Below are 24,281 nucleotides of genomic sequence, written 5' to 3' on the forward strand. Positions count from 1 at the left end.
CCGATAAATAATACCATGAACAGATTGATTAGATTTTTAAGTGTATGTTTACTTCTGTCTTTTGTCTTCCCTGTGCAGGCAAAGGTGGAGGGCGTGACGAATGAACCGAATCAGGTGTACCTCTTTTCCTATTCGAACCGTGACGGACGCAGCGGCCTGAAGTTTGCCTGGAGTCCCGACGGAGAGAAATGGTTTAGCGTGGCCGATGGATTTGCCTATGTGAATTCCGACTTCGGTCCGTGGGGACGGGCGAAGACTATGTTCAAGCCCCATTTGATGCAAACCCGTGCCGATGGCAAATGGCATTGCATCTGGGAAGCTACGAATACCGGTAAGGCACTTGCCTATGTAACCTCTCCCGACTTGCAGAAGTGGGAAGCACAGAGTTATTTCTCTCCCGAAGAACGTAGCAAGTATGAGCCCAAAGATGTGTATCCCACCACTCAGAAGAAGGTATTGGTGAATGGTTCCGAAGAAGAAGGCTGGGTGCAGGAAGTTCCCTATACTACCGTGCAGCAGATCATTCGCTATGCCGAACATAAGAAATACCGCCAGTCATTGAATGCCGAACGTACTGAGCAAGACCCTGTACGTTTTGCCAACCTCAAGCCTGTAGAGGCTACTATCCAGGTGAATGCAGGTCAGGCGAAAGAAATCAGCAAGCATCTGATTGGTATTTTCTTTGAGGATATTAACTATGGAGCTGACGGCGGCTTGTATGCCGAACTGATTCAGAATCGCGACTTTGAATATACCCCGACCGACCGTGGTAACGATCAGAACTGGAATAGTACTCATTCCTGGAGTGTTCAGGGCAGTGATGCTACATTGAGCATTGCAACAGAGAATTCTATTCATCCTAATAATCCCCATTATGCCGTCTTCGATGTGAATGCAGCTGAACAAACTGCATTGGTGAATGCTGGTTTCGATGGCATAGCCTTGAAGAAAGGCGAGAAATATGACTTCTCACTCTTTGGTAAAGTACTTGAGGGTAAAGGAGGTAAGGTACTTGTGAACTTGGTTGATAAAGATGGAACTATTATAGGACAAACTGCCGTAAATGTAACATCTAAAGATTGGAAACAACAGAAAGCAGTCCTGACAGCCACAAGCGATGCGGCGGCTGCATCTCTGTCCATTGTTCCCCAGGCTGTCAGCAAGTATGCGCTGGATATGATTTCTCTCTTCCCGCAAAAGACCTTCAAAGGTCGTAAGAATGGACTTCGTGCCGATTTGGCACAAACGCTTGCCGACCTGCATCCCCGTTTCGTACGTTTCCCCGGTGGTTGTGTGGCTCATGGCGATGGAATAGATAATATTTATGATTGGAAAGGCTCTATCGGTCCGTTGGAAGCCCGCAAGCCACTCCGTAACCTTTGGGGATACCATCAGACACGCGGTCTGGGATACCACGAATACTTCTTGTTCTGTGAAGATATGGGTGCGGAACCCGTACCTGTACTTGCAGCCGGTGTACCTTGTCAGAACTCTGGTACCTGCGCTCACCATTCCAAGGATGAACTGACTTGCATGGGACAGCAGGGTGGCGTGCCGATAGAAGAAATGGATCAATACATCCAAGATGTTCTCGACCTGATAGAATATGCCAACGGAGATGCCCGCAAAACCGTGTGGGGTAAGAAGCGTGCGGAAGCCGGACATCCGAAACCGTTTAATCTGAAGTTCATCGGTATCGGTAATGAGGACATGATTACACCTGTCTTCGTGGAACGCTTTAAGATGATATTCGATGCCGTAAAAGCAAAACATCCTGAAGTTACCGTGATTGGTACTACCGGTCCGTTCTACGAAGGTACGGATTATGAAATAGGTTGGGATCTTGCTACCGAACTGGGTGTACCGATGGTAGACGAGCATTACTATGTAGAACCGGGTTGGATGATCCACAACCAGGAATATTACGATCATTACGACCGTAGCAAAGCGAAAGTTTACTTGGGCGAATACGCCGCCCACTTGCCGGGACGCCCCAATAATGTAGAAACTGCGCTTGCCGAAGCTCTCTATCTGACGGCCGTAGAACGTAACGGTGATGTGGTAGAAATGACTTCCTATGCTCCATTGTTGGCTAAAGATGGTCATACACAATGGAATCCGGACTTGATCTATTTCAATAATACGGAAGTGAGACCCACAGTAGGCTACTATACTCAACAGATGTATGGTCAGAACGCTGGTACCGAATACCTGTCTTCTACGGTAAAACTGAATAATGGTTGGGATGCCGTGAAGAAGCGTGTCGGAGTATCAGTCGTGAAAGACGTTAATACCGGAGATTATATCGTGAAGTTAGTGAATATGCTTCCGGTGGAAGTTGCTTCCCAGGTGAAGTTGGACGGAGCTACTTTGGTAAATCCTTCGGCTACAAAAACGATATTGACAGGTGATCCGAAAGACAGAGGAGCTAAACCCGCTTCTTCTGATTTCAAGGTAGAAGGAAATGACTTTTCTTACTCAATGCCGGCTTATTCGTTTACTGTGATACGTATCCATCAGAATATTGAAAAGAAAAAATAAGATATAATAATGAGAAAGTTAACTGCCCTTTTTGCTTTGTCTCTTGCTTTGAGCATGCAGGCACAACAACATGTAATGACCGTCGACGTTTCTAAACCGACGGCAAAGATACAACCTGAAATGTATGGCATCTTTTTCGAAGATATCAACTTCGGTGCCGATGGCGGTCTGTATGCCGAACTGGTAAAGAACCGTTCGTTTGAATTTCCACAACCTTTCGTGGGTTGGGTACCTTTCGGCAATGTAACCGTTCAGGATGCAAATCCTTGTTTTGACCGCAATCCTCATTATGTGCGTGTAGTGAACGACGGCCGCTTGCTGCGTGCCGGACTGGATAATGAAGGTTATCGCGGTATCGGTGTGAAGCAAGGCGAAGAATACCGTTTCTCCGTTTATGCCCGTACGCCGGATGCGAAGCCGATGAAGCTCTCCATTGAGCTCGTCAACTCCAATGCACAGAATCTGTTGAAGAAAGAAATCGAAGTCAGCGGCAATAACTGGCAAAAGCTGACGGCGATGCTGAAATCTCCTTTCACAGACGCTCATGCCCGCCTGCGTATCGTCCTCGAAACACAGGGTACGGTGGATATGGATCATATCTCCCTGTTCCCTGTGAATACTTGGAAAGGACGTGAGAATGGCCTGCGTGCCGACCTTGCACAAGCCCTTTATGACCTTAATCCGGGTGTATTCCGTTTCCCCGGTGGTTGTATCATCGAGGGTAACAGTCTTGAAACCCGTTACCAGTGGAAGAATTCCGTAGGCCCTGTTGAAAACCGCCCTCTGAATGAAAACCGCTGGAACTACACCTTCAAGCATAAAGCCTTCCCTGACTATTTCCAGACTTTGGGACTTGGCTACTTCGAATACTTTCTGTTGAGCGAAGACCTCGGTGCAGAACCTCTTCCGGTAATCAGCTGCGGACTCTCCTGTCAGTACGAAAGCAATGAAGTGGTTCCGATGGATGAACTCGATCCGTACATACAGGATGCACTCGACCTGATTGAATTTGCCAACGGCCCTGTTACTTCCAAGTGGGGAAAGGTGCGTGCCGATATGGGACATCCCGAACCCTTCAATCTGAAGATGATCGGTATCGGCAATGAACAGTGGGACAAGGTTTATGTAGAACGCCTCGAAGCTTTCACAAAAGCCATCCGCGCGAAATACCCTAATGTGAAGGTTGTAGGTAGCTCCGGCCCGAGTGCCAGCGGTGATAAATTCGATTATCTCTGGCCCGAAATGAAGCGTATCGGTGTAGACCTGGTGGACGAACACTACTACATGAATCCTGATTGGTTCTTTGGCAATGCGTCACGCTATGACAATTACGACCGCAAAGGTCCGAAGGTTTTCGCCGGAGAATATGCTTCACACGATCATTCCACGAAGAAGGATAACAACTTCCTCGCCGCCCTTTCCGAAGCTGCCTTTATGACGGGATTGGAACGGAATGCGGATGTTGTCCATCTGGCTACTTATGCGCCGTTGTTTGCTCACGTAGACGCTTGGCAGTGGAATCCGGACTTGATCTGGTTCGATAATCTGCGCATGATGCGCACACCGAACTATTACGTTCAGCAGATGTACGGCATGAATGCCGGTACTGATGTGCTCAGCCTGAAGATGGATGGCAAAGCAGTAGCGGGGCAGGACAGCCTCTATGCAACAGCTGCACTGAATGCACCTACCGGAGAAATCATCCTGAAACTGGTGAATGCAAGTAGTAAGCCTGCCGATGTTCAGATCGATTTCAATGGTTTGAAGAAACGTCAGTTGGTTGCCGGTTCCTGCACTTACTTACAGAACGACAATTGGCGCACTGTAAATACGCTGGATCAGGAAGCGATTGTTCCCCGTGTACGTCCGGTGCAGGTAGAAGGGCAATCTCTGAAACTGAAACTTGAACCACGTTCGTTTGGAGTGTATAGATTACAGTAGCTTGTAGCTCTTTGAACTCTATTCCCCCTTTTTTGAACTATTATTCACCCTAAAAAAAGTTCATTCATCCTATCTTTGTAGCGGTATGCAGAAAATATTCTTCGTACCGCTACAAACATAATAATTTTATATCCATGAAGAAACATCTTATTACCGGACTCTTTGCAGCCCTGGCTCTGACTGCAAATGCACAGTCCTTTAAAGAGTGGCTTGATCCGGAAATCAATGCCGTGAACCGTGCTCCCATGCACACTAATTACTTTGCCTATGAATCGGCAGATGCCGCCATGCAAGGCAAGAAAGCCCAATCTACTAATTACATGACTTTGAACGGTACCTGGAAATTCTCTTGGGTACGCAATGCCGACCAGCGTCCTACCGACTTCTGGAAAGTAGGTTTCAATGACCGTGGTTGGAATAATCTGCAAGTTCCCGCAGTGTGGGAATTGAACGGTTATGGCGATCCTATTTACGTAAACACCGGCTATGCCTGGCGTAATCAGTTCCAGAACAATCCTCCTGAAGTTCCTACAGAGAACAATCATGTAGGTTCTTACCGTCGTGAAATCATTGTTCCCGCCGACTGGAAAGGGAAAGACATCATCGCTCATTTCGGTTCTGTAACCTCCAATATGTATCTCTGGGTGAATGGCCGTTATGTAGGTTATAGCGAAGACAGCAAGCTCGAAGCTGAATTCGACCTGACTCCTTATTTGAAGCCCGGACAAACGAATCTCATCGCTTTCCAGGTATTCCGCTGGTGTGATGGAACCTATCTGGAAGACCAGGACTTCTTCCGTTACAGTGGTGTGGGACGTGATTGTTACCTCTATGCCCGCAACAAGAAACGTATCCAGGACATCCGTATCACTCCGGATTTGGACGAGGCATACAAAAATGGTTCCTTGCGTGTGACGCTCGACCTGAAAGGCAGCGGTAATGTGAACCTGGAATTACTCGATGCTGCCGGCAAGGCAGTAGCTACGGAAACAGCCAAAGGTAGCGGTACCATTTTGATGAATGTGGAAAATCCGCATAAATGGACAGCCGAAACTCCTTACCTCTATACACTGCGTGCCACTTTGCAAGGCAGCAACGAAGTAATCCCCGTAAAGGTAGGCTTCCGTAAGATCGAATTGAAAGGTGACCAGATATTAGTAAACGGCCAGGCCGTTCTCTTCAAAGGTGCCGACCGTCATGAAATTGATCCGGATGGTGGTTATGTCGTATCTCCCGAACGCATGATCCAGGATATCCAAGTCATGAAGAAATTCAATATCAACGCTGTGCGTACCTGTCACTATCCTGATGATAACCTGTGGTACGACCTTTGCGACCAATATGGTCTGTATGTAGTGGCTGAGGCTAATATCGAATCACACGGTATGGGTTATCGTGAAAAGACACTGGCTAAACGCACCGACTATGCCAAGGCTCACATGGAACGTAACCAGCGCAATGTACAACGCGGCTTCAACCATCCCAGTATCATTTTCTGGTCATTGGGTAACGAAGCCGGTTTCGGACCTAACTTTGAAGCTTGCTACCGTTGGATCAAGAACGAAGATTCCAGCCGTGCCGTACAATACGAACAGGCACACGGAAACGAATTTACCGACATCGACTGCCCCATGTATGCTGATTACAAGCACATGGAAAAATATGGCCAGCGTACAGATGCCAAGAAGCCTCTTATCCAGTGTGAATATGCCCACGCTATGGGTAACTCACAGGGTGGTTTCAAAGAATATTGGGATCTGATCCGTAAATACCCCAACCTGCAAGGCGGTTTTATCTGGGACTTCGTTGACCAGTCCGTTCGTTGGAAAGGTAAAGACGGTGTAACTATCTACGCTTATGGCGGTGACTTCAACCGTTACGACGGTTCCGATAAGAACTTCTGTGATAATGGTCTGATCAGTCCCGACCGTGTTCCCAATCCGCACATGTACGAAGTGGGTTACTATTACCAGAACATCTGGACAACTCCCGCTGACCTGAAGAACGGCGAAGTGAACGTGTACAACGAAAACTTCTTCCGTGACCTTTCCGCTTACTATCTGGATTGGCAATTACTTGCTAACGGTAAAGTAATTCGTACCGGTCGTGTAGAAGACCTCAACGTAGCTCCGCAGCAGACTGCCAAAGTGAAATTGAACATCGGCAAAACCTGCGAATGCAAAGAATGGTTGCTGAATGTAACTTATCGCCTGAAGAACCGCGAAGGTTTGCTCCCTGCCGGATACGCCGTAGCCAAAGATCAACTTGTACTGAACCCCTACAAGGCTCCTGCCATGGACCTGAAGAATGTGGAAGTTGTGAATACTCCTACCATTGCTCCTCAAATCCAGGAAAACGACTGGCGTTATCTGATTATCAACGGTGATAACTTCCGTCTGGAATTCAACAAACATACCGGTTATCTGAATCGCTACAACGTAGCAGGCACAGAATTGATGAACGAAGATGCCGAACTGGTACCTAACTTCTGGCGTGCACCTACAGACAATGATTTTGGTGCAGGTTTGCAACAGAAATTCGCTGCCTGGAAGAACCCGGGTCTGAAGCTGACTTCCTTCAAATGGGAAACAGTAGACAACCAGACTGTGGTACGTGCAGAATACGAAATGAAGAATGTTTCTGCCAAACTGGATCTTACTTATGTAATCAATAACAAGGGTGCTGTAAAGGTGACTCAGAAGATGACTGCCGATCCGCAGGCTAAAGTATCTCATATGTTCCGTTTCGGTATGCAGATGCAGATGCCCAAGACTTTTGAAACTGTAGAATACTATGGCCGTGGCCCGGTAGAGAACTACAGTGACCGCAATCATTGTACAGATCTGGGATTGTATCGCCAGAGTGTAGATGAACAATTCTATTCTTATATCCGTCCGCAGGAAACAGGTACGAAGACTGATATCCGCTGGTGGAAGCAACTGAACGATGCCGGACGCGGTTTGCAGATTGTAGCTGATGCTCCGTTCTCTGCATCAGCCCTGCACTATACTATCGAGTCTTTGGACGATGGCTGGGAGAAAGCCCAGAATCACTCTCCTGAAGTGAAAGAAGCTAACCTGACAAATCTCTGCATCGACAAGGCTCAGATGGGCTTAGGATGTGTGAACAGTTGGGGTGCATGGCCGTTGCCACAATATCAGTTGCCTTATGGTGACTATGAATTTACGTTCATTCTTACTCCGGTACAACACGGTATAGAAATTGAATAAGTAAATCTATCTCAATTCTCCTCCCAGGAGGAGGGGAATTGAGATACTCTTTATTATACTCATTATTATTATAGCATGAAGAAAAGAGAACTATTACTCCTTTTATTCTCCTTGTGTTCTGTCCTTGTATCTGCCCAGCAGAAAGTCCCAAACCGCTTCCGTACCAACATCCCTCTCGATTCCATCCACCTGAGTGACCCTTGCATACTGGCCGATAAGAGAACCTCCACTTATTACATGACCGGTACCGGCGGCCTCCTCTGGAAAAGCAAAGACCTTGCCCGTTGGGAAGGCCCTTATCGTGTAGCTGAAACTGATCCTAACTCCTGGATGGGCCCTAAACCCGAAATTTGGGCAGCCGAACTGCACGAATACAATGGAAAATATTACTATTTCGCCACTTTTACGAATAACGCCATCAAGATTGATACCGTAAAAGGAAACGTCATCCCCCGTCGTGCCAGTCACATCCTGGTCAGTGATAAACCGGATGGCCCTTATAAACCTATGAAAGACCCCATTTACCTACCTGAGAATATGCCTACCCTTGATGGCACATTCTGGGTGGACAGTGACGGCAAACCTTATATGATCTATTGCCACGAATGGCTGCAAAACTGGAACGGTACGATGGAAAAGATCGAATTAAAGCCCGATTTAAGCGGTTCCATCGGCAAAGGAAAGATTCTTTTCCGTGCCAGTGACTCTCCCTGGAGCCGTGAGAAGATGGAGGACAAAGTATTGCCCAACCGTGTAACCGACGGACCGTGGCTTTTCCGCACAGGTACGGGCCGATTAGGTATGATATGGACAAGCTGGGTATTCCAGGACTATACACAAGGCGTTGCCTATTCCGAAAGCGGAACTCTGGATGGCCCCTGGATACAAGAGAAAGAACCGATCACTCCGCCTAACTTCGGACATGGAATGTTGTTCCGTACTTTGGATGGTGAGTGGATGATGTCGGTTCATAGTCATAAAGACGTGAACGGGCGATATATTCGTATTCCGCACCTGTTTAAAGTCGATTTATCGGGGGATAAACTGAAAATTGACTGATTTATCACCTTTTATGAAACAATTGTGCTACTACTGAATAGAAATTTCACCCTATCTTTGCAACATCGACAATAGGTTATAGATTAACATAAGATTGGTATTAATAAACAAAGGGTAGTTTTTTAAGTCACAGTTTTCAGTAGGTAGTATTTATAAGAGAGGGCAATCTTCGAATCAAGAAGATTGTCCTTTTATATTAACCATAGGAAGATTCCCTATACTGTTTAGGCGACATACCCAAATGCTGTTTTACGTACTTTCCAAAAAAAGACAGATTAGGGAAATTCAGTTCATTGGCTATTTCTTTAATACTCTTCTGAGAGTTTCTCAACAGATACAAAATATCTTTCACCATGTATTGAGTGATGAGTTCGGAAGCCGTCTGTCCACTGACTTCTTTGCAGACTGCCGATAAATACTTAGGAGTAACATACAGTTGGTTAGCGTAGAATCCAATCATGCGTTCTTTGGGGTATGATGAAGACAAGAGACTGATGAACTCCTTAAATAAGTTTTCGCCCGAGGTGAATGTCGGTGGTTTCAGCTTGATGAAGCGTTCCAGTGCATCGTGAAACTCATAAAGAAATGCTTGGATCAGAGAGTCGATCAGTTCCTTTTGATGTTTGCAGGGAGTGCCCAGCATTTTAGAACGCAACAGGGAATAGTATTGGCAAAACAACTCTGCCTCTTCTGCATTCAGTGAAAGAATGGGGATTTTCTCAATGAACATTTTCAAGTCCCAGCTTTCGCCCGCTATGAGGAGTAATTGCTTCATGTACTCCGATGACAGACAGATGCAACGGCATTCAAAATCAATACTTATCATACTATTTTCCAATATGATATTAGGATGGCAAATGAACAAATCGTTCACGTGTATCATTCGCGATTCTCCATTGATATAGAGCGAACCTTTTCCTTTTACGCACAACAAGATGATGTATGCCTCAACTTTTACAGCCTGTTCTATATTTAAACTTTGCAATTCATCAATGATAGCTATGCGGCTGTCATTATATACAGATATCTTTTTTACCAAGACATCATCCAAACATCCTGATCTCAGTTTTGCCTCCATACACTATATTTCTTTTTGGTTGCAAATAAACAGAATATCCGGTAGATGTAGATGATAGATATTTCCAGAATAGTGTCCTATTTAGCTTATTTGATATTTGTTTTGAAAAATAGAACACTTCTGTGGTAATATGGAAATTAAGCCCTTTCGATAAATCATTTTCCTTTGCACCGGAAATAATGAACTAAAAATGGAAAAAAGTATGAGACAACTTTGTAATGTAACGGTGCTATTGCTATTATTTGGCCTGACGAGTTGCCAGAATAATGGAGACAAACAGACTACTATGAGTCCGGTAAAGGTGAAAGTTTTACGAGTTTCTTCTTCTGAGATAGATGGAACGGAACGTTTTTCCGGTACGGTGGAAGAAGCGAACAGCACTTCGCTTAGCTTTTCGATCATGGGAACGATAAAAACGGTACATGTGGGTTTGGGTGACCGGGTAGCGAAAGGCCAACTTATTGCTACGGTCGATCCGCTTTCCATGCAGAGCAGCTATGATGCTGCCAAAGCCTCACTGGCACAAGCGGAAGATGCCTATCGGAGGATGAAGGAATTGTATGATAAAGGAAGCCTTCCCGAGATAAAATGGGTGGAGGTGCAGAGTAAGTTGCAACAGGCAAAGTCAATGGAAGAAGTGGCGCGTAAGAACCTGGATGATTGCAAACTCTATGCGCCCTTCAGTGGAATCATATCGGAAAAGATGGCAGAGGTAGGGCAGAATATAATGCCGGGCTTACCGGTGGTCAAATTAGTGACAGCCAATCAGCTGAAAGTGAAGATTGCCGTTCCGGAGACAGAGATTGCCGCCATTGCCACGGGACAAAAAGCAACGATTACCGTCTCTGCCTTGAACGGGCGTGTCTTCGCGGGAACAGTAACAGAGAAAGGAATTGTAGCCAATCCGCTTTCACGCTCATACGATGTCAAGATACGGGTGGATGATGCTGATAAAGAGTTGATGCCGGGTATGGTGGTGGAAGCGGTCTTGTCCGGTACGGGGATGGGAACACTTCATGTTATTCCTGCCCACATTGTCCAACTGGACGAGCAGAACCGTTCCTTCGTCTGGGTGAATGCCGGGGGAAAAGCCAGTAAACGCATTATCCAATGCGGAGGATTTACAAGTGAAGGAGTCGTTGTGCTGTCCGGTTTGGAGGAGAGTGAGGAAATCATTGTGGAAGGACAGCAGAAAGTATGTGAGAATACATCCGTGGTTTTATAACTAAATGAGGAACAATCAAAATATTAGTCACATCACCGACAAAATATAAGATAATGAATAAGAAACGTAACGCAGTAGAATGGGCGATGCACTATCGCCAGATTATAATTCTCGTTGTGTGTTGCCTTGTTGCTTTTGGAATTTACAGTTTGCCGAATATGCGCAAGAATGAATTTCCTGACTTCACAATCCGTCAGGGTATTGTAGTGGCAGTAGCTCCGGGCAACACGGCAGAGGAAATGGTGGAACAGGTAGCCAAACCCTTGGAAAATTATATTTTCAGCTATAAAGAAGTGAAGAAAGATAAGACTTTCTCCATGAGCCGCGATGGCATTATTTATATTCAGGTACAACTCAATGACGAGCTGAATAACAAAGATGAATTCTGGAGCAAGTTCAAGCACGGTGTTTCCACTTTCAAGGAGCAATTGCCCAAGAATGTACTGGCTGTACAGGTAATGGATGATTTTGGCGATACTTCCGCCTTGCTCATCACTATGGAAAGTGTGGACAAGACCTATCGTGAACTGGACGACTATATGGATGCCCTGCAAGACCGCCTGCGCCGTATCAACAGCATCGGCCGTATGACGGTAAGCGGAATGCAAAAGGAACAGATCTCTATATATCTGGATACCCATAAACTTTCGCAATACGGGTTGACTGAACAGACACTCGCTGTTACCCTTTTTACGAAAGGTTTCACTACTTCGGGCGGTCGGGTGAAGAATCCTGTATATGTTCAGCCTGTCTATGTGGCTAAGTCATTGAATACGGTACGCGATGTGCTGGAACAAATTGTTTATACTGATCCGATAGGAAATAACATTCGCCTGAAGGACGTGGCCCGTGTGGTAAAAGAATATCCTGCCCCCGACAGCTATATCACTAACAATGGTAAAAAATGCCTTTTGCTAAGTATAGAGATGAAGAAAGGCAAGAACATCGTTCAAATGGGAGAGGAGATAAACCGGACGATTGCAGAGTTCCAACCGTCATTACCGTCGGATGTCAACCTTTTCTGTATCACCGATCAGAGCCAGGTAGTAGGAGATAGTGTGGATAACTTCCTGCACGAACTGTTGGTTGCCATTATAGCGGTGATTATAGTGGTGATGCTCCTGTTGCCTATGCGTGTGGCACTGGTAGCCGCTTCCACTATACCTATTACAATATTCATATCACTGGGATTGTTTCATGCCTTTGATATCGAACTGAATACCGTGACTTTGGCGGCTCTTATTGTAACCTTGGGGATGATTGTGGATAACTCAATCGTCATTATCGATAGCTATCTGGAAAAGTTGGGTGAAGGTGTGTCGCGTTGGCATGCTTCGATACAGAGTGCTACGCATTTCTTTAAATCGATATTCTCGGCGACGTGTGCCATCAGCATCACCTTTTTCCCCTTCCTTATCACAACAACAGGACAGATACAGGATTTTCTGGTTAGTTTCCCTTGGGCCATCAGCATCGTGTTGGGAGTATCCTTGTTAGTGGCTGCATTGTTGGTGCCGTTCATGCAGTTCTATTTCATTCGCAAACCGATGGAGAGTGCAACAAATAAGAATGGAAAAAAGAAGTTTTCCTTCCTCGATGCTTTGCAGAAATACTATAATAAATTACTGGATCTCTGTTTCACCTGGCCCCGTATGACGATGGCTTTAGGCCTTCTTTCTATTATCATAGGCATCGTCCTGATGGGTAAATTGCCGCAAAGATTGATGCCGATAGCAGAACGCAACCAGTTTGCTGTGGAAATTTCCCTGCCTACGGGAACCGCTGTAGAGAAGACCGGTCAAATAGCCGACAGCCTGGAGCATATCCTGCGCAATGATTCGCGTGTAGTGTCTGTGGCATCCTTTGTGGGGTGTGCTTCTCCACGTTTCCAGACAGCCTACGCTCCGCAGATAGCCGGGACTAACTTTGCACAATTCATTGTCAATACGGTAAGCAATCAAGCGACGGAAGACCTACTGAATGAATATGCGCCTAAGTATACCGATTACTTCCCGGAAGCCTTGGTACGCTTTAAGCAACTGAGCTATAACGAAGCGACGTACCCTGTTGAAGTACGCCTCAGCGGTGAGAATATCGACACATTACGTCGTGAAGCCGACAAAGTGGCGGCACTGTTGCGCTCCATGCCCGAACTGGTATTGGTAAGCACTAACTTTAATGATCCGCTTGCCACTACCCGCGTCGTACTGAAAGAGGATGAAGCCACCCGGTTGGGCATCAGTAATGTAATGCTGGAAACCACCCTTGCCATGCGTTACGGCAGTGGTATCCCCGTGGCAACCGTTTGGGAAGGTGATTACGATATTTCTGTCAAGTTGAAGAACTCCCAGGCGGATTCGGCCAACAGTTGTGATTTGGAAGACGAACTTATACCTGTTGCCGGAGGACTGGCGAATGTACCTTTGCGGCAAGTGGCCGATGTGGTTCCGGCATGGGAGAACGGTCAGGTTGTACGTCGCAACGGCATTTATACGATTACTGTCATGGCAGATCTTCAGCGCGGTGAGAATGGTATGGACGTAACCGGCAAAGTGCAGAAAGCAGTAGCGAATCTTTCGTTTTCTCCTGATGTAACCCTGACTTATGGTGGTGACCTGGAAGATAGTGAAGAGAAACTGCCTCCCATTCTGACCGGATTGCTGATTGCTGCCGCTATTATCTACTTTATCTTGCTGATCCATTTCCGCAATGTCAATATTGCCTTGCTCATCTTTGCCTGTATGACCCTTTGCGTGTTTGGAACGGCTGTAGGAGTACTTGTGCAGGGCGTGGACTTCGGCGTAACCAGTATTTTGGGCGTTGTTAGCCTGATGGGTATCATTGTGCGTAACGGTATTATCATGATAGACTACGCTGAAGAATTACGGAAAACGGAAAAGTTGGGTGTGCGCGATGCTATTTATCATTCGGCCCGTCGTCGTATGCGTCCCATCTTCCTTACTTCGGCAGCTGCATCCATGGGTGTCATCCCGATGATACTGGGAGGCAGCGGACTGTGGATGCCAATGGGAACCGTTATCTGTTACGGCACACTCATCACAATGGTATTTTTGCTTACAGTGCTTCCGGTCTGTTACTGGTTCATGTTCAGTGGCTCTACACGTAAGCGCATAGCTATGGAGAAAATGGAAAATGAGTAAAACAATCAATAGATACAGCATTATGAAACAGAAATTGAATCGATATATATTTCTTTGGTTAGTAGGTTTCACACAGTTGGTTCCGGTTTCTGCCCAGCGTGTGTATACTCTGGACGAATGCCTGCAACAGGCTCTTGAAAACAATGTACGGATAAAGAATGCCGGCAATAATCTGGAAATAGCCAAACAAGGCAGTCAGGAAGCATTCACCAAGTATTTCCCTTCTTTGAGTGCGACAGGTACGGGATTTATGGCTGACAAAGGATTACTTCAGTTGGACATGGGACCTGGAATGCAAATGTCACTTATGAAGAAAGGAGTGGTAGGGGGCGTATCGGCCTCGATGCCGCTTTTCACGGGAGGGCAGATTGTAAACGGTAATAAGTTGGCGAAGGTAAACATTCAGGTTAACCGGTTGCAATATAACCAATCGGAAAATGAAGTGAAACTTACTACTGAGAACTATTACTGGCAGGTTGTGATGTTGAAAGAGAAGTTGCAGACCATTACCGTGGTCGAGGCACAGTTGGCTAATCTGCTGAAAGATGTCGAAGCTTCGGTAAATGCCGGAGTGACAACGCGCAATGACCTGCTCCAGATACAGTTGCGGCAGAACGAGATAGAGAGCAGTCGCAGCCAGATTGAGAATGCGTTGACGCTTTCACAACAAGTGTTGGCACAGTATATAGGAGAAGATTCCGGAATTGTGGATGTTCCTCCTGTCGCTGGCGAAGTCTTGCCGGAACATCCGCAGGGACTTTATCGGAACCCTGAGTCCTCCCTGGTTCTGACCAATGAATATCACTTGTTGCAGCAAAACCTCAAAGCCAATAAGCTGCAACGCCGCATAACCGTTGGCAAATATCTGCCTACCGTTGCCATTGGCGGCGGATATATGTATGACAATCTGATGGATAAAGACCACCCTTTCTGGATGGGTTTTGCCACAGTTTCAATTCCTTTATCCGGTTGGTGGGGCGGTTCGCATGACGTGCGGAAACAGGAACTCCAGGTACGCAATGCCGAGAATCAGCTTACGGACCAGAGCGAACTGCTCATCCTCCGTATGCAGCAGAATTGGAACGACCTGACGGATGCTTACAAACAGATGCAAATATCCATGCGATCCATTGAACAGGCCACGGAGAATCTTCGCCTGAATACGGACTACTACAAGGCCGGAACCTGTACGATGAATGACTTACTGGATGCTCAGACGCTTTTCCAACAAAGTAAGGACCGCTATGTGGAGTCTTATGCCCGGTATGAGGTGAAGAAGTGCGAATATTTGCAGGCTACGGGGCGTTAGTCTTGCGATTTCCGTAACCTGATATATTCCGATGGTGCCATTCCATATTCCTCCCTGAAGCAGGAGCGGAAATATCCAAGGTCATTGAAGCCGCTTGCATAGGCTGCTTCTGAAATATTATGCCCTTCTTCCATCAGTAACCGCAAACTGTTTTTCAGTCTGATTTTCCGGATGAGTTCATTGCCTGACATTCCGGTCAGGCTCTTGATCTTCCGGTAGAGTGTGGAATGGCTCATGTTCATTTTCTCCATCATGAAGGACATGTCCATCTTTTCCATGTCTATATTCTCCTCTACGATGGTGGTGAATTTGGTCAGGAATTCTTCATCCAGCTTATTTAGTTTGATGGTTTCTTCCTGTTGTTCCGGTTTCAACTCTTTGGTGCGGTTGGCTACTATAAGTGCCAGCTTTTTGCGGGATTCCAGTAGGTTGTGTACACGGCTGTTCAACAGTTTGGCACTAAAGGGTTTGGTCAGATAGGAGTCTGCACCACTTTCGTATCCTTCTTCTTTATCCTGGATGGAATCTTTGGCTGTGAGCAGGATGACGGGGATATGGCTGGTGCGTATATCTTCCTTCACTAGCTTGCAGAGTTCGATGCCGTCCATTTCCGGCATCATGATGTCGCTGATGATGATGTCCGGAATATATTTCTGTGCTTGCTCTAAGCCCTCCTTACCGTTCGTTGCTGTCAAAATGCGGTAGTTGCTGCTGAATGAAGTGGCAATATATTCGCGTATATCGTCATTATCTTCCACTACCAGTACTACAGGGCGGGTATCAGCCTCTTCTTTTTCTTCTTCCACCGTTTCCGCGATATCTGTCTCTTCCTGTGCGAGCGTTTCCTTTTCCTCTCTGTGTAGTGCATTCGGGTACGTGTTTTCAGTCAGAAGGCGGAAGGTGAAAGTAGTTCCTTTACCTATTTCACTTTCCACTTGGAGTGTTCCTTCGTGCAGGTCGGCAAGCGACTTTACTAAAGCAAGTCCTATGCCCGTACCGGATGCCTGATGTTTCCCCTTTGCCTGATAGTAACGGTCGAAGATATGAGGAAGTGCCTCAGCATCTATGCCATATCCGGTATCGCTTACGATGATTTCCGTATATTGATTTCCTCCATCATCGGCAGAACGCAGGATCAGGTTGATTTCTCCTTCTGAGGTATATTTTATCGCATTACTCAGTAGATTGTTCAATATGGTGGAAATGACATCGGTATCGAAATAAATCTTTGCATCTTTTGCTGCAATATTGATGCGGAACTTCACTTTATCATTCCTGTTCAGTTCTTTATAGCGCAGTCCTGTTTCTGTCACCAGGCTACTCAGATTCCCTTTCGCTACGGTCAGTTTTCGGTTTTGCGTTTCTGTTTTGCGGAATTCCAGTATCTGATTGATAAGGTTCAACAATCGTAGTGCACTGCTGTGAATGACCTTAATCTTATTACCGTAGAAAGCTGGTATTTTCGGATCATTAATCAGGTCCTCCAACGGACCGAGTATCAATGTCAGCGGTGTGCGTAGCTCATGCGTGATATTGGTATAGAAGCGCAGGCGTTCGTTATTGAGCTCCTGTTCGTTCTGGCTCTTCTTCTTCTCCAGTTCGAGTGAGCTTTCCAACAGCAACTTGCGTTTGTAGAAACGGAACCAACTGTAGATGCCCAGCAATACCAGCAGGATATAGAAAATCTTTGCATACCACGTCAACCATAGTGGCGGATGGATGTATACTTTCAATGTTGCCACATGATTGTCGTCCCATTCCTGATTTCTCAAACGCGCCTTTACCTTAAAGGTATATTCACCGGGAGAAATGTTGCGGAATGTAATCTGGCTCTCGCCTAAAGTATTGGTCCATGTATTCTCCAAGCCTTCTATCAGATATGCATACTCTACCTGTCCACTTTGTGAATAATCCGATATGGAAAATGTGATCCGGAAAGAATTTTGGTCATATGGTAAATCAATGTGCCCGTTTGTAATTGGAATCAATGCTTCGGCCCGGCGACTTTCTATCTGGTTATTGAGGTGCCTGCATTCCATGATCTGTACAGGGGCTACTTGGCGGTGCGTAGTCAGGCTTTGCGGATTGAAGTAACAGACACCGTTCAGTGAGGCGAAGTAGAGAGTACCGTCCGGTGTGCAGCAGGCTGAACCTTCTATGAAATTTCCCATCGGTATCCCATCCCGGTAATCATAGTTTTCAAATTGCAGTTTTTGCTTGTTCCATAAAGAAATGCCATTGTTGGTACTGATCCAGATATTTCCTTGTAAATCTTCCTGGATGCTGCGTACGAAAGTATCTTCAAGCCCGTGGCTGTAACCATAGAGTTCAAACTCTTCCGGTTTACTGGTATCTTTTATATAACCAATTCCATTACGGGTTGCTGCCCACACACCACCTTGCGAGTCCATAAAGAGATCATTGATTCCGTTGGTTTTGAACCCGTTGCTGTGATCTAACCGCGTAACCACTTTATAATCTTTGTCGAATATTGTTATTCTGCCACCATAAGATCCCATCCATAACCTTCCTTGCCGGTCGCGTAAAATGCCATATATCGATTTATCGGACAGTTCCCGGATAATATCTTCCTCTTTCCGTATGATTCCGTCTTTATAGGTGTATATGCCGTATTCGGCACCTATCCACATGGTTCCGTCGTTGTCTTTGAAAAAGGAAAGAATGTCTATGTTGCTCATGTCGAGCTTTATACGTTCTATTCGATTGCTTTTTGTATCGAGTTTCAGCAGGCCGTCATCGTATATTCCAAGCAGAAAAGTGCCGGGAGTCATTTCATGGAGGGAAAATACTTGTCCGTAAGGTCTGGATAAATATTTCGTGATGTCGAAACTTTTCAGTTGTTTATTGTCTTTAAATACAACTGCCTCATTTTCTCCACCCAGCCATATTTCTCCTTCACTGTCCTGAAATAGTCCCCAAACCGGTTTGTTTTTCTGTTTATCTTTGCCTTGGGTGGTGTAGGGAAGTACATGGAATATAGGTTGGGTATGACTGATAAAGTCCACTCCGCTGCTATAATTACCTATCCATATATTGCCAAACTTGTCTTGCAACAGGCTTCGTATATTTCCTGATGAGAGTCCATGTTTATCCATCGTTGCAGTGATGTTATAGAACTGTACGTTTTGGGGAGATTTGAAAGTGATGTTATGCAAATCGAGTATACTGATTCCGCCGATGTCACTGGCTATCCATAAGGTGCCGTCTTCCATTTCCTTTATGTCATATATATGGTCGGCTATCAATGAATGTGGATTATTGGACTCATGTTTGAAGATGGTAAATTCATCTGTCTTAGGATTGAGCAGCCCGAGCCCTTGATTTGTACCCACCCAGATATTCTCCAAATGGTCTTTATAGATTGTATAAACGCTGTTTCCGGGCAGGCTGTTGGGATTCTCGGGAATGTTGGAGAGAGTGCGGATTGTTTTGTTTCCCAGATCAATGATGCTCAATCCACCTTGTGCATGCCCTATGTACAGATGCCCGTCTTCATCATCGAAAGCGCACCAGCTTGACGGTTTCAGTTCTCCTTTGATTTGATCTGATAATAAGGTGTATTTCTCATCCTTTTTGTTATAGTGTACTATCTGTCCTGTGTGGGCAACAATCCATATTCCGTCGTTAGAAGCGGGAGTTAGGTATGAAACATTGTTGATTGCTATCCCTTCTGAGGGCGTGCATCTTCTGATTTGCTCTGTAGAGCAATCGAGTATATACAGTCCACTATTACTTCCTATCCATAGTTCATCTTCTTCTTCATCGTAGAGTAACGCATTCAGCGCATCATTCCCTAATTTAGAATTGGTACTTTTGTAAGTGGTGAACTTAAGTCCGTCGAACCGGTTCAGCCCAAGTACGGTTGCAATCCAGATACATCCCCGTTTATCTTGCGCAATGTCCTGGACATAATTATTCGATAGCCCATCTTCTATACTTAAGTGTTGTAATATGTAAGGCTGCGCCGTGCTGCTTGTTGTAAAAAGCAGCAAAACCAACAGAATCAATAGGGATGAATGTCGTTGCATAATCAGTTTGGTTATGAATTTGTCTTTGCAACAAAAATACAATAAATTCGCGTTACAGCTATCCCAAACAGGTGTTTTGCCCAATCTGTCCCTGCTGTTTGACGAATTTACCTTTGTATATACACCTTATGTGTGCCTCGTCCGGAAGTTGTAATATCACTTTCCGGATTCTCTGCCCATCTCCTTAACTCTACAGAGGCAGTAGTGGGCCGCAACCCTGTTAGCTGGACATAATTCCTGACCGTCATATAAGGATGTCCGGTAAGATATTGCTTTGCCCGTTCCAGGCGTTCTTCCGGTGTGTACTTCTGCGAGGAACGGCGGAATTTCTGTTGCGAACGTTCCAGGTCACAGTTATAATTGGTATTGTGAATCAATGATTTCTCTGCTCTGAAGTTGATGCTGCCTACTACGATGCTTCTTGCATTTCTTCGGGTGCTATCTGCTTCTCCGGTTTCCCGTTCTTTGTCTATGCGCAGAGCCAGTGAGGGAACAAAGGTTCCTATTCCATCCAACTTTACCGATTTCCCTTGTCCCATTTGGTAAGCCAGTTCATCGGCCAGTTCCTGTAGCAGACCTTTGATGTCACCTCTGGTAAATGAACTCTTTTCGGACAGTATCTTTGTGATGTAATCCGTACTTGCTTGTCCGGATTGTACGAGGCGGGGATAGAGTATGCGTTTCCCGTCTTTGTTCGGCAGGTTCATCTCCTGCATTTCATATTCAGCCATAATATAGGTTTATTTAGTGGTTATATGTTTCCTGTTTGCTCCGTATAGGGAAGAAACCTGCTCTCTATTCGTACAAAACTTATTTTCTCTTTATACAAAACCTGTCAAAGTTAATAAAAAAGTATATTCATAGTCTGCGAATATAAAAATGTAATTTACGAATTCATATTTGTAGATTACGAATATATAAATGAAGCTGCAATTTATAACTTTTTATTCGATGCCGCAAACTTTCCTTTGCATTATTAGGAACTTTCTGATGAAGAGAAGAGAACTTTTTCATTAACATGGGACAACTTGATTGTATATTGACCATTTTCACCCTTCTTTTTTCCCGATATCTCACTGTTTATTTTGGAATCAAACCCTTACTTTTGTTTGTCTCCTTTCAGTATGGACGAATTGTAGTTTACCATTCGGATTATGCAGTCTGGGGACAATGAGCTAAGAACCGGGGTAAAATGGTCAGAAAAGAGTGGCAAAATGGGCATGACGAATTTGTCCTTTATCGAAGCAATATTTGTCATCGGTTCTTTTAAGTTAGTTCCTATACATTTGCATATCCCTTTTAGAGGGGAACTCAAGAGATTTAATTAACCTTTTTAATTATCTAATTTAAAGAAAAACAATGAAATCAAATTCTTTAAGGAACAATCGGAAGGCGCTTGCAGCCTTGTTGCTTTGTACTGGTTTCATTGCAGGACATCCTCTTTCGATGATGGCTGGAAGCAATGAAACAAGTCTGGAAATCGTTCAGCAACAAATCAAGGTTTCAGGAGTTGTGAAAGATTCAATGGGAGAACCGGTAATCGGTGCAAGTGTGGTGGAAAAAGGAACTTCCAATGGAATCATTACCGATATAAACGGTAATTTTTCCCTCTCGGTAACTTCGGGTGCGACACTCGCTATTTCCTATATTGGTTATAAAACGCAGGAAGTACAGGCCGTTACAGGTAAAGTCATAGATGTAACTCTGAAAGACGATACGGAAATGCTTGAAGAAGTTGTAGTCGTAGGTTTTGGTACACAGAAGAAGGTAAATCTGACCGGATCAGTGGGGATTGCCACAGCCAAAGAATTAGAGTCTCGTCCGGTATCGTCGGCAACACAAGCCCTGCAAGGTTTAGTACCGGGACTTAAAATTACCACAAGTTCCGGAGCTTTGGACCAAAATATGGATATTTCCGTGCGTGGTACCGGAACTATTGGTTCTTCAAGTGGATCTCCACTCATCTTGATTGATGGTATGGAAGGGGATATTAACACTGTGAATCCGCAGGATATTGAGAACATTTCGGTATTGAAAGATGCGGCTGCATCTTCTATTTATGGTTCCCGGGCACCGTTTGGGGTCATACTTATTACTACAAAGAAGGGGAAAGCTGGAAAAGCTACGATCAATTATAATAATAGTTTCCGTATAGCCAGCCCTATAGGGTTACCGGAATCTATGGACTCGTATACTTTTGCTGTTTTTATGAATGAATCTCTCAAGAATAGTGGTAAGGCAGCCAGGTTCTCCAATGAAACTATGCAGAAGATGCTTGACTATCAGTCTGGCAAACTAACGGCTGGTATGGATCCCAGTCCCAGTAATCCCGCAGCGTGGAATGATGTGTGGCAGTATGCTTATGGCAATACGGATATTTATGGTGAGCTTTATAAAAGTACGGTATTCTCTCAGGAACACAATGTGAGTGTATCGGGGGGAAGTGAGAAGATGACTTATTATGGTTCTTTTAATTATCTTGATCAGGGCGGTTTATTGAAGATAGGTGAAGACGGTATGAAACGCTACAATGCAACCGGTAAATTCACCAGTGAGCTAACTGATTGGCTGAAGTTTAACTTCACCGCACGTTTTACTCGTAATGATGTTTGGCGCCCGCGTAAATTCAATGATACTTTTTATCGTATGTTCGGTCGTCAGAACTGGCCCAATATTCCTATGTATGATCCAAGTGGTAATATCTTCGGTTATAATGCTGTGGAACTGGAACAGGGTGGGCAACGTGATGTACAGACGGACCGCCATTATTATCAGGCGGCTCTTATTTTTGAACCTATAAAGAACTGGGTAACGAATGTGGAGTTCAACTATAGTATCATGAACCAGAAAGTTAAAGAAACGACTTTGCCTTCCTATCAATTGGGTCCCACCGGAACCGAACTCTATCGCGAAAAAGATTCGGGGTTGTATCAGGAGGATAAGAAGGAAAATTATCTGAACCTGAACGTTTATAGCGAATACGCACGTACATTCAATGATTCGCATAATTTTAAAATAATGCTCGGATTCCAGGCGGAAGAGATGGAACAAAGCGATTTGAATGTATTTAAGAATGGATTGATAATGTCAGATATGCCCGAATTTGACCTGACGAACGGACAATTGAACAGTGGCCTGTCCAAAGATGCTACTGTACATGGTTATAGTAACAGATGGGCTACTGCCGGTTTCTTCGGACGTTTGAATTATGACTATCAAGGGCGCTATCTGGCAGAAGCCAATATTCGTTACGATGGAACTTCCCGTTTCCGCCGTGGTAACCGATGGCAGTGGTCTCCTTCCTTTTCTTTAGGTTGGAATATTGCACAGGAAAAGTTCTGGCAACCCATACAAAATGTGGCAAACTTGCTGAAACTTCGTTTCTCTTATGGCCAGCTGGGTAATCAAAATACGAATCAGTGGTATCCTACTTACCGGACTATGACGTTGGGTATCTTAGATGGAGGATGGTTGCAAAATGGAACAAAACCCAATACGGCAAAAGTCGGTGACCTGATCAGTACGGTTTTGACTTGGGAAAAAGTACGGACTTGGGATATTGGACTTGATTACGGTCTTTTCAACAATCGTCTGACGGGCTCGTTCGATTACTTTATCCGTTATACGAAAGATATGGTGGGCGATGCTCCGGAATTGCCTTTGACTTTGGGAGTTAAAGCACCTCAAACGAATAATTGTGATCTTAAAACAAAAGGTTGGGAAGTTTCGCTTGCTTGGAGAGATCGCCTGAAGAATGGACTGAATTATGGTGTCAGCGTATCGTTGTCCGATCAACAGACCTACATAGACAGTTATCCAAGTAATAAAACCGGATCATTGACTTCGGGAAGTTCCAATACAGGTATAAAGTGGTCGTATATCGCCGGACAGAAAATAAATCAGATCTGGGGATTTGAAACAATTGGCATAGCTAAAACGCAAGCTGAAATGGATGCACATATTGCTTCGTTGCCTAATGGTGGACAAAGTGCTATCGGAACACAATGGGGAGCCGGTGATATCATGTATAAAGACCTGAATGGTGATGGCAAAATTTCTACAGGAGCCAATACGTTGAATGACCATGGTGATTTAAAAGTACTGGGTGATGCCAATCCGCACTATTTCTTTGGGATTGACCTTACTGCTGATTGGAAAGGATTCGATTTCCGTTGTTTTCTGCAAGGAGTATTGAAACATGATTTCTGGGCTGGAGGTGACTCTACGACGAACAATGATAATGCGGGTGGTTACTTCTGGGGGGCTCGCGGTAATGTTAGTGAATGGCATATACGCGGATTTGTACAACACAATGACTATTTCCGCGCAGAGTCGGTTGGACTGGAAGGGTATGAAATCCCGGCAAATGTAGATTCTTATTTTCCCCGTCCTCTTCTGAGTTATGCAGATGGTGGTAAAAACCAGCGTGTACAAAGTCGTTACATGCAGAATGCGGCATATATGCGTTTGAAAAATTTGCAATTGGGTTATACCCTGCCTGCAACATGGACCAAGAAAGCCGGTATTTCAAAATGTCGTTTGTTCGTTTCAGGTGAGAATTTGCTGACTTTCACTTCCTTATTTGATGTGTTTGATCCTGAAACATGTACCGGGGGTGTCGGAGGAAATGTTTATCCGTTGTCAAGTACATGGTCATTCGGATTAAGTTTAACTTTTTAAATAGATTA

General features: G+C 45.0%; 11 protein-coding genes. 8 read left to right on the plus strand and 3 right to left on the minus strand.

Annotated features, from left to right (window positions below):
* Positions 1–15 precede the first annotated feature (15 nt).
* From K429_RS0102940 to K429_RS0102955, 4 genes are all read left to right on the plus strand, one after another.
* A complete protein-coding gene (locus K429_RS0102940) occupies positions 16–2,541 on the plus strand; it encodes an alpha-L-arabinofuranosidase C-terminal domain-containing protein (RefSeq protein WP_025725994.1) in 2,526 nt (841 codons plus the stop codon).
* A 9-nt stretch (positions 2,542–2,550) separates the two neighbouring features.
* A complete protein-coding gene (locus tag K429_RS0102945) occupies positions 2,551–4,482 on the plus strand; it encodes an alpha-L-arabinofuranosidase C-terminal domain-containing protein (RefSeq protein WP_025725995.1) in 1,932 nt (643 codons plus the stop codon).
* Positions 4,483–4,616: 134 nt separating this feature from the next.
* Positions 4,617–7,712, plus strand: a complete 3,096-nt coding sequence (locus K429_RS0102950; RefSeq protein WP_025725996.1) for a glycoside hydrolase family 2 TIM barrel-domain containing protein — start codon at positions 4,617–4,619, stop codon at positions 7,710–7,712.
* 75 nt (positions 7,713–7,787) lie between these two features.
* Positions 7,788–8,771: a glycoside hydrolase family 43 protein gene (locus tag K429_RS0102955; protein WP_025725997.1), complete on the plus strand. Its 984-nt coding sequence runs from the start codon at positions 7,788–7,790 to the stop codon at positions 8,769–8,771.
* A 196-nt stretch (positions 8,772–8,967) separates the two neighbouring features.
* On the opposite strand, the gene K429_RS0102960 is transcribed toward K429_RS0102955, so the two are convergent.
* Positions 8,968–9,849 (minus strand): helix-turn-helix domain-containing protein, encoded by an 882-nt coding sequence (locus K429_RS0102960; protein WP_007210253.1) that lies wholly within the window; start codon positions 9,847–9,849, stop codon positions 8,968–8,970.
* A gap of 202 nt (positions 9,850–10,051) precedes the next feature.
* On the opposite strand from K429_RS0102960, the gene K429_RS0102965 reads away from it, so the two are divergent.
* The 3 genes from K429_RS0102965 to K429_RS0102975 are packed head-to-tail and all read left to right on the plus strand — an operon-like array spanning position 10,052 to position 15,544.
* Complete coding sequence (locus K429_RS0102965) at positions 10,052–11,074, plus strand: efflux RND transporter periplasmic adaptor subunit (protein ID WP_025725998.1); 1,023 nt, start codon at positions 10,052–10,054, stop codon at positions 11,072–11,074.
* A 53-nt stretch (positions 11,075–11,127) separates the two neighbouring features.
* A complete protein-coding gene (locus tag K429_RS0102970; protein ID WP_025725999.1) occupies positions 11,128–14,235 on the plus strand; it encodes an efflux RND transporter permease subunit in 3,108 nt (1,035 codons plus the stop codon).
* Complete coding sequence (locus tag K429_RS0102975; protein ID WP_044096319.1) at positions 14,228–15,544, plus strand: TolC family protein; 1,317 nt, start codon at positions 14,228–14,230, stop codon at positions 15,542–15,544. The genes K429_RS0102970 and K429_RS0102975 overlap by 8 nt, the downstream gene beginning before the upstream one ends.
* Here K429_RS0102975 and K429_RS0102980 read toward each other — a convergent pair.
* Both K429_RS0102980 and K429_RS0102985 read right to left on the minus strand, forming a co-directional pair.
* On the minus strand, positions 15,541–19,593 hold the full coding sequence (locus K429_RS0102980) for a two-component regulator propeller domain-containing protein (protein WP_025726001.1): 4,053 nt from the start codon (positions 19,591–19,593) through the stop codon (positions 15,541–15,543). The genes K429_RS0102975 and K429_RS0102980 overlap by 4 nt on opposite strands.
* 107 nt (positions 19,594–19,700) lie before the next feature.
* Entirely contained in the window at positions 19,701–20,324 is a 624-nt protein-coding gene (locus K429_RS0102985) for an HU family DNA-binding protein (protein ID WP_025726002.1), read from the minus strand.
* A 628-nt stretch (positions 20,325–20,952) separates the two neighbouring features.
* On the opposite strand from K429_RS0102985, the gene K429_RS0102990 reads away from it, so the two are divergent.
* Complete coding sequence (locus K429_RS0102990) at positions 20,953–24,273, plus strand: TonB-dependent receptor (RefSeq protein WP_025726003.1); 3,321 nt, start codon at positions 20,953–20,955, stop codon at positions 24,271–24,273.
* Positions 24,274–24,281 lie beyond the last annotated feature (8 nt).

This window comes from Bacteroides sp. 14(A) (assembly GCF_000526555.1).
Taxonomy (GTDB): domain Bacteria; phylum Bacteroidota; class Bacteroidia; order Bacteroidales; family Bacteroidaceae; genus Bacteroides; species Bacteroides cellulosilyticus.